The following is a 4,738-nucleotide window of genomic DNA, read 5'->3' as shown; positions in this document are numbered from 1 at the left end:
CGGATTTCTTCGGCTTGAAAGCGCCCGCGGCAGCAGGCGCTTCGGTTGTTGCGGTATCGCTCATCGCCCCAAGTCTCCTTTGTCGACCAGAGTCAGCGCTTTAGCGCTTGCTCTCGTCCCATGCAAGATGATTGCCGGTGTGAAACGCGTTACTTGTTCTGACTGAACAGTGCGTCGAGCTTCTGCTCGTACGCGTGATAGCCGATGCTTTCGTACAGTTCGCTGCGCGTCTGCATCGTGTCGACGACGGCCTGCTGCGTGCCGTCGCGGCGAATCGTCCGGTAGACGTTTTCGGCGGCCTTGTTCATCGCGCGAAACGCGGACAACGGATACAGCACGATCGACACATCCACGCTGCGCAACTCGTCGACGGTGAATAGCGGCGTCGAGCCGAATTCGGTGATGTTCGCGAGGACCGGCACCTTCACGGCGTCGACGAACTGCCTGTACATGCCGAGTTCCGTCATCGCCTCGGGGAAGATCATGTCCGCGCCCGCTTCGACGCAGGCCCGCGCACGGTCGATCGCCGACTGCAGGCCTTCGACCGCGAGCGCGTCGGTGCGCGCCATGACGACGAAGTTTTCGTCCGTGCGCGCATCGACGGCCGCCTTCACGCGATCGACCATTTCCTGCTGCGAGACGATTGCCTTGCCCGGCCGATGCCCGCAGCGCTTCGCGCCGACCTGGTCCTCGATGTGCATCGCGCCCGCGCCCGCCTTGATCAGCGACTTCACGGTGCGCGCGATGTTGAACGCGCTCGGCCCGAAGCCCGTATCGACGTCGACCATCAGCGGCAGGTCGCAGACGTCGGTGATGCGGCGCACGTCGGTGAGGACGTCGTCGAGGGTCGAGATGCCGAGGTCGGGCAGGCCGAGCGAGCCCGCCGCGACGCCGCCGCCCGACAGGTAGATCGCCTTGAATCCGGCATGTTTCGCGAGCAGCGCGTGGTTGGCGTTGATCGCGCCGACGAGTTGCAGCGGCTTCTCGGCCGCGACGGCCGCGCGAAAATGTGCGCCTGCGGAAGTGATCGTCATGTTCAGCTTCCTCTCGTGGATGCTTCAGGGCCGAAAAGCGCATCCGCGCCTGCCGGCATCGCCCGGCCGGTGGCATGCGCGCGGCGCAGCACCGACCAGTAATAGCGGTAACTCGCGCGGTCGTGCAGCGTGTCCTGATAGCGCGTCGGGCCCCATTGTGCCTGCTGGGCCGCGAGCAGGATCGAAGCGGCGACGGCGACCTCGTCGGCGCGCGGCGAAAACGCCGACACGATCGGCTCGATCTGCGCCGGGTGGATGCTCCACATGCGCGTGTAGCCGAACTCGTTGCGGGCGCGCGCCGCATCGTTCGCGATGACGCTCATGTCGCGCACTTCAGTCGAGACGTTGTGCGACGCCACCTTGCCGTGCGCATGGCACGCCGCCGCGATCTCCAGCTTCGCGCGGCGCACGAGCGGATGCTCGAACTGGCCGGGCGAGCGCATCGCGGTATCGGGAATCGCGCCGTTGTGCGCGGAAACGAAGTCCATCAGGCCGAAGCTCAGCGCTTCTACGCCGGGCAGCGCGGCGAGTTCGAAAACTTCAGCGAGCGCGCCATGCGTCTCAATCAGCAAATGGCAGGGAATCGGCGCATCGATGCCGAGTTCGCAGCGCGACGCCTCGACGAACGCGACCATTTCGGCGGCGTCGAAGACGCTGCGGATCTTCGGCAGCGTGACATAGGCCGGCGGCTTTTTCGCGTTGCGCAGGATGATGCGCACGTCGTCGCGCCACGCGCGGTTCTGGAAATCGTGGATGCGCACGCCGACCCGGCCGAAGCGGTCGTCCTCGCCGCCGATGAACGACGCGACGAGCTCCGCATGCGCCGCTTCCTGGCCGACCTGCGCGCCGTCTTCGCAATCCAGCGTGACGTCGAAGACCGGCCCGAGTTGCACCTGCAGCGCGAGCGACTTCCGGATGAGCTTCTCGCTGCCGGCGTAGTGATCGCACGGGGGCAGAACAGCGGGTTGCACTTCGCCGTCAAACAGCACTTCGGCGGGGGTGAGAGCGCGCATCGTCGGCGTCGGTCGAATTGAGGGTGAAAAGGTACCGATCCGGACGCGCTCGAACCCGTGTTCAAGCGCGCTCGGATCAGCCGCGGGCGGCGGCACGAAGCCTCGCGCCCGCGTGCTCGAGAAGCCGGAACGCGGCTTCTCCGACAGCGTTACTTGCCGAGCAGATGCGCGACGCCGTCGCGTTCCTCGAGCAGTTCGTTCAGCGTGCCGTCCATCTTTTCGCGCGAGAACGCGTCGATTTCCAGGCCTTCGACGCGCTTGTATTCGCCGTTCTCGCACGTGACCGGCACGCCGTAGAGGATGTCTTCGGGGATGCCGTACGAACCGTCCGACGGAATGCCCATCGTCACCCACTTGCCGTTCGTGCCGAGCACCCAGTCACGCACGTGGTCGATCGCCGCATTGGCCGCCGAAGCCGCCGACGACAGGCCGCGCGCCTCGATGATCGCCGCGCCGCGCTTGCCGACGGTCGGGATGAACGTGTTGCGGTTCCATTCGTCGTCGTTGATCAGCTTCGTGAGCGACTGGCCTTCGGCGGTGGCGAAGCGGAAGTCCGGGTACATCGTCGGCGAGTGGTTGCCCCACACGGCGAGTTTCTCGATCGACGCGACCGGCTTGCCCGATTTCGCCGCGAGTTGCGACAGCGCACGGTTGTGGTCGAGGCGCAGCATGGCCGTGAAGTTCTTCTTCGGCAGGTCCGGCGCCGATTTCATCGCGATGTAGGCGTTCGTGTTCGCCGGGTTGCCGACGACCAGCACCTTCACGTCGCGGCTCGCCACGTCGTTGAGCGCCTTGCCCTGCACCGTGAAGATCTCGGCGTTGGCCGACAGCAGATCCTTGCGCTCCATGCCCTTCGAACGCGGACGCGCACCGACGAGCAGCGCGACGTCGGCGTCCTTGAACGCGACCTTCGGATCGTCCGTGACGACGACGCCGGCCAGGAGCGGGAACGCGCAGTCTTCCAGCTCCATGACGACGCCCTTCACGGCGGCTTGCGCTTGCGGCAGGTCGAGCAGTTGAAGGATCACCGGCTGGTCTTTGCCGAGCAGATCGCCGTTGGCGATGCGAAACAGCAGCGAGTAACCGATTTGACCTGCGGCGCCGGTGACGGCAACGCGCTTTGCGGACTTAGCCATTGAAAAATCTCCTGGACGGTGCGTGGGACGCTAAGGAAAACGCCATTTTATGCGCGTTACGCAAAGCGATGATGGAGCATGTCGGTCGCGCTGCCCTCGATCGCGCCGAAACGCCCATGGAATCAGCCTTTCGCGCGGATGCCGCCGTTCGTTTCGACCGCACGGGGCGCGGCTTCACGCGACTGCCATGCCGTGAATCTTCTTCCGAGCTCGGGATCCGCACCGGGCGGCGGCGCCGGCTCTCGCCGCGGCCTGGCGTTTCGAGGTGGCGCGGGACGTTGCAAGGCGATACAGGCAGCGGCGGGCGAATCGAAAGCCGTTCGGCGAGAGCGACAGGGCCTGCCACGCGGTATAGTGCGCGGGGCGCCTGTTGTAAAACCGCTCCAGGCGCTTCGGGCCGACATTTCCCTCGACCCTGCAATGACCCGCAAACCCTTGCTCGACAAGGAGTGTAGGATTCGCCGGGGGTAAAGTCAACAGTATCTTATGTCTTATATAAGACATAGGAATCCGTGGGAAATCTCTGGACGCGGCGGCGCCCTTTATGATGAAATGCGCGCATGAATTCGAACCCGGCGAGCACGACGACCCCTAACGGCGGCGCTGGCGCGACTGAAGTTGCGCCAGCGTCGTCGCCGACGTTCAGCCCGCTCTACCAGCAGATCAAGGCCCTCATCACGCAGGGGCTCGAGTCGGGTGAATGGAAGCCCGGTGAAATCATTCCGAGCGAAGTCGAACTGGCCGCGCGCTACAAGGTGAGCCAGGGCACGGTGCGCAAGGCCATCGACGAACTCGCCGCCGACAACCTGCTGGTTCGCCGTCAGGGCAAGGGCACGTTTGTTGCGACGCACAACGAAGACCGGGTGCAATTCCGCTTCCTGCGCCTTCTGCCCGAGGACGGCGACGCTCATCCCCATGTCAGCCGCCTGCTCGAATGCCGGCGCCTTCGCGCGCCCGCCGAAATCGCGCGCCAGCTCGACCTGAAGCCCGCCGATCCCGTCGTTCTTATCAAGCGTTTGTTGCAGTTTGATGGCGAGACGACCGTCTTCGATGAAATCTGGCTGCCGGGCGCGGTGTTTCGCGGGCTGACGGCCGAGCGTCTCGCCGAATACAAGGGTCCGCTCTACGCGATGTTCGAAACGGAGTTCGGCACGCGCATGATCCGGGCTTCGGAGAAGATCCGCGCAGTCGCGGCCGATGCTGCGGTCGCCGAACTGTTGAACGTCGCGCCCGGTTTTCCGCTGCTGTCCGTCGAACGGGTGTCCTATACGTATGGCGACCGGCCGGTCGAAGTGCGTCGAGGCTGGTATGTCACGACTGGCTACTACTATCAGAACGACTTGAGTTGAACTGGATGACGTAGAGCGGTAAGGGCGGCGCGTCGGCTCCGCAGACGGCGCGCATGTCACTCGCAAAGCCCTTTTTTATCGCGCGCCGCAATAGAGTCTTATGCGGTGTTTCGCTGCAGCGCGATATGAAAAGGGGCTAAAATCGCGGATTGGTGTGATAACAAAGTTGGGGTCTAGCATGGCTGAAGCCGTAAAAAAACCAAGGC

Annotated in this window: 4 protein-coding genes; 1 reads left to right on the top strand and 3 read right to left on the bottom strand. The window is 64.5% G+C overall.

Features of this window, described 5'->3' with window-relative positions; all coding sequences use genetic code 11:
* Window positions 1-149: 149 nt before the first annotated feature.
* From prpB to BG61_RS37615, 3 genes are all read right to left on the bottom strand, one after another.
* Entirely contained in the window at window positions 150-1,034 is an 885-nt protein-coding gene (gene prpB / locus BG61_RS37625; RefSeq protein ID WP_035936975.1) for a methylisocitrate lyase, read from the bottom strand.
* 2 nt (window positions 1,035-1,036) lie between these two features.
* Window positions 1,037-2,047, bottom strand: coding sequence for an HpcH/HpaI aldolase/citrate lyase family protein (locus BG61_RS37620; protein ID WP_035936977.1), 1,011 nt, complete (start codon window positions 2,045-2,047; stop codon window positions 1,037-1,039).
* 149 nt (window positions 2,048-2,196) lie between these two features.
* Entirely contained in the window at window positions 2,197-3,183 is a 987-nt protein-coding gene (locus BG61_RS37615) for a malate dehydrogenase (protein ID WP_035936979.1), read from the bottom strand.
* 560 nt (window positions 3,184-3,743) lie between these two features.
* On the opposite strand from BG61_RS37615, the gene BG61_RS37610 reads away from it, so the two are divergent.
* Window positions 3,744-4,532 (top strand): GntR family transcriptional regulator, encoded by a 789-nt coding sequence (locus BG61_RS37610; RefSeq protein ID WP_035936981.1) that lies wholly within the window; start codon window positions 3,744-3,746, stop codon window positions 4,530-4,532.
* Window positions 4,533-4,738 lie beyond the last annotated feature (206 nt).

The organism is Caballeronia glathei (genome assembly GCF_000698595.1).
Lineage (GTDB): Bacteria > Pseudomonadota > Gammaproteobacteria > Burkholderiales > Burkholderiaceae > Caballeronia > Caballeronia glathei.
This window is presented reverse-complemented; position numbering and strand designations above follow the sequence as displayed.

Coding starts and splice junctions, on each gene's coding strand:
- prpB (WP_035936975.1), bottom strand. CDS start 1,034: ATGACGATCACTTCCGCAGGCGCACATTTTCGCGCGGCCGTCGCGGCC.
- BG61_RS37620 (WP_035936977.1), bottom strand. CDS start 2,047: ATGCGCGCTCTCACCCCCGCCGAAGTGCTGTTTGACGGCGAAGTGCAA.
- BG61_RS37610 (WP_035936981.1), top strand. CDS start 3,744: ATGAATTCGAACCCGGCGAGCACGACGACCCCTAACGGCGGCGCTGGC.
- BG61_RS37615 (WP_035936979.1), bottom strand. CDS start 3,183: ATGGCTAAGTCCGCAAAGCGCGTTGCCGTCACCGGCGCCGCAGGTCAA.